The sequence below is a fragment of the Mycobacterium sp. NAZ190054 genome (assembly GCF_001545925.1).
In the GTDB taxonomy this organism is placed as follows: domain Bacteria; phylum Actinomycetota; class Actinomycetes; order Mycobacteriales; family Mycobacteriaceae; genus Mycobacterium.
Genome location: NZ_LMVQ01000384.1, coordinates 1 through 2548, shown reverse-complemented (window position 1 = coordinate 2548; position 2548 = coordinate 1). Strand labels below are relative to the sequence as shown.

4 protein-coding genes are annotated in these 2548 nt (G+C 65.9%); 2 read left to right on the top strand and 2 right to left on the bottom strand.

What is annotated here, in order from left to right; genetic code table 11:
• Positions 1 to 456: acyl-CoA dehydrogenase family protein (locus tag ASJ79_RS22335; RefSeq protein WP_197420329.1), on the bottom strand; the 456-nt coding region annotated here is incomplete at its 3' end.
• A 2-nt stretch (positions 457 to 458) separates the two neighbouring features.
• Positions 459 to 1262, bottom strand: a complete 804-nt coding sequence (locus tag ASJ79_RS22330) for an enoyl-CoA hydratase-related protein (protein WP_082753991.1) — start codon at positions 1260 to 1262, stop codon at positions 459 to 461.
• Between the two features lie 124 nt (positions 1263 to 1386).
• Here ASJ79_RS22330 and ASJ79_RS22325 point away from each other — a divergent pair, with 124 nt between their 5' ends.
• Together ASJ79_RS22325 and ASJ79_RS33375 are read left to right on the top strand one after the other, a co-directional pair.
• A complete protein-coding gene (locus ASJ79_RS22325) occupies positions 1387 to 2034 on the top strand; it encodes a TetR/AcrR family transcriptional regulator (RefSeq protein ID WP_067960049.1) in 648 nt (215 codons plus the stop codon).
• Between the two features lie 204 nt (positions 2035 to 2238).
• On the top strand, positions 2239 to 2427 hold the full coding sequence (locus tag ASJ79_RS33375) for a hypothetical protein (RefSeq protein WP_197420328.1): 189 nt from the start codon (positions 2239 to 2241) through the stop codon (positions 2425 to 2427).
• The last annotated feature ends 121 nt before the right edge of the window (positions 2428 to 2548 follow it).

Sequence of the window (2548 nt, the reverse complement as noted above, 5' to 3'; positions counted from 1 at the left end):
CTCACCCGTGAGCAGCCAGCCGTCCGCGGTCGGCTCGGCGCGCATCTCCAGCGCGGCCGCGTCGGTGCCGTGCTGCGGTTCGGTGATGCAGAAGGCCGGCACCACCTCGCCGGACGCGATCGCGGGCAGCCACTCCGCCTGCTGCGCTTCGGTGGCGTTGCGGGTGAGGATGTCGCTGATCAGCGCGGTGACGATGATCAGATAGGTGGCGTTGAAGTCGCCGTAGGCGACCTCCTCGGCTGCCAGCCCGGCGATCACCGCGCTGGCTTCCTGACCGCCGAACCGTTCGGGGATGCGCAGACCGGTCAGGCCCATGCCCGCCATGTCGGCGACCAGTTCGGGACGCAGCTTCGCCGTCTTGTCGTCGGCCTGGTAATGCGGTGCGAGTACCTTGCGGGCGAACCGGTTCAGCTCCCGGCGATAGGCCTCTTCGTCGTCGGAGAAGGTGAACTGCATGGTCAGTGCCAGTTCACGTAGGAGTTGAAGTCTGCCGGCCGCTTCTCGGCGAACGCGTTCGCGCCTTCCAGTCCCTCCGGCGACGCGGTGAACAGGTCGAGCGCCGACATCGCCAGGTTGGAAAGTCCCGCCTGGTGGTCGGTGTCGGCGTTGAACGACTGCTTGCAGAACCGGATGGCCGTGGGGCTCTTCTCGGCGATCTCGTCGGCCCAGGCCTTGGCGGTCTTCATCAGCTCACCCGCCGGGACCACGGCGTTGACCAGTCCCATGCGTTCGGCCTGTTCGGCGTCGTAGACGCGGCACCAGAACCAGATCTCGCGGGCCTTCTTCTCGCCGACCACCCGGGCCAGGTACGCGGTGCCGAATCCGGCGTCGAAGGAACCCACCTTGGGGCCGGCCTGGCCGAACCGGGCGGTCTCGCTGGCGATCGAGACGTCGCACAGCACGTGCAGCACGTGTCCACCGCCGACCGCGACGCCGTTCACGGCTGCGATCACCGGCTTGGGGATGTCGCGGATCAGTTTGTGCAGGTAGCCGATCTCGAACATGCCGCTCTCGGAGGGGCCGTAGTCGCCGGTCTCCGCGCGCTGTTTGACGTCGCCGCCGGTGCAGAACGCCTTGTCGCCGGCGCCGGTCAGGATCACCGCCCGCACCTGCGGATCGGCCCACGCCGCCCGGAACGCCTTGATCATCTCCTCGACCGTCTGGGCACGGAACGCGTTGTAGCGGTGTGGCCGGTCGATCGTGATCACCGCGGCCGGGCCGTCGATCTCGTAGCGGATGTCTTCGTAGGACTGTGTGCTCACGGTCACCTCCTGGACTCTGTTGCGATGTCGACCAATATGACGAAATTCGACTCTAGAGGCAAGAAACGAATTCAGGGTCGAACTAGTACTGTTGCGTCAGGCAAAGGCAGAGACGAGGTCAGGGATGGCGTCCAACACGGTCGAGGAAGTCCGGCAGGCCTCGGACCGCGTGCAGCGCAAACGCGGACGGCGGATCCGGGAGATTCTCACGGCCGCCGCCGAGCTGTTCGGTGAGCGGGGTTATGGCGGAGTCAGCCTGGAGGACGTCGCCGACCGGCTGGATGTCACGAAAAGCTCGCTGTACTACTACTTTTCGAGCAAGGACGAGCTCGTCACGGCCGCGATCGAGACCCTCGGCGACGAGTGGACCACCCGGCTGGAAGACCTTCTGGAGCGCACGCCGGGGTCACCAACGACACGGCTGCGCGCACTGATCCACGGGCACATCACCATCGCGGTCCGCGACTATCCCGCCGCTTTGCGGCTCTTCCTCGAACCGCGCGAATGGCCGGACGCCCAGCATGACCGGATCAAGGATCTGCGCCGCCGTCACGACCGGCTGTTCCGTGGACTCCTGGAAGAAGGTGTCGCCTCGGGGGAGTTCCACGTCGTCGACGTCGACACCGCCCTGCAGTGCATGCACGCCGCAATGAGTCAGGCCCCGCTGTGGTCGGCGCACCTGTCCGACCGGGCGCAGCGCAAGGCCATCGACAACCTGGCCGACACGCTGATGATGCTGACGGGTTTCGCGGGATCTTCCGACGGTCGGTGAGGCCCATCCGAGTACGCAATGCGTAACTCATAACGAGCCAGCCTCCGCGTGGCGTAACTGAAACGTCGGTTACTTACGTTTTACGTAACGGACATCGTACGTGATCCACTCGCAGTGAAGACTGCCTACTCGCAAGAAGCGGCGGGCAGTCCCGGGTCGACACGGGGGTGCGACCTCGCTGAACCCATGGACCCGGAGACCACTATGACAACTGAGCAGCCCACCGCTCTTCCCGCCGCGGCGCCGTATGCCGGCGTTGCATCTGTTGCCGCCCCGGCGGCATTCGCCGAACGGGTCGCGCTCGCGGCACGTCCGGACAATGACGGCGAGAGCTACGCGAATAGCGACTACGTGAGGATCGCCGTCGCGACGATCGTCATCCCACTGGGGTAAGTCCCCTGGGGTGGTGGGGTTTCGGGTCTGCGGCTGGCCGGGCTGGGCTGTGTCCGGTGTGTCGTTGAGGGCTTTGGGGTGGGCCATCGCGTAGTGGTCAGTGAGTTACCTACCAAGTGAC

Bases quoted from the DNA above. Each gene is read 5' to 3' on its own strand.
- ASJ79_RS22325 (WP_067960049.1), top strand. From the start codon at position 1,387: ATGGCGTCCAACACGGTCGAGGAAGTCCGGCAGGCCTCGGACCGCGTG.
- ASJ79_RS33375 (WP_197420328.1), top strand. From the start codon at position 2,239: ATGACAACTGAGCAGCCCACCGCTCTTCCCGCCGCGGCGCCGTATGCC.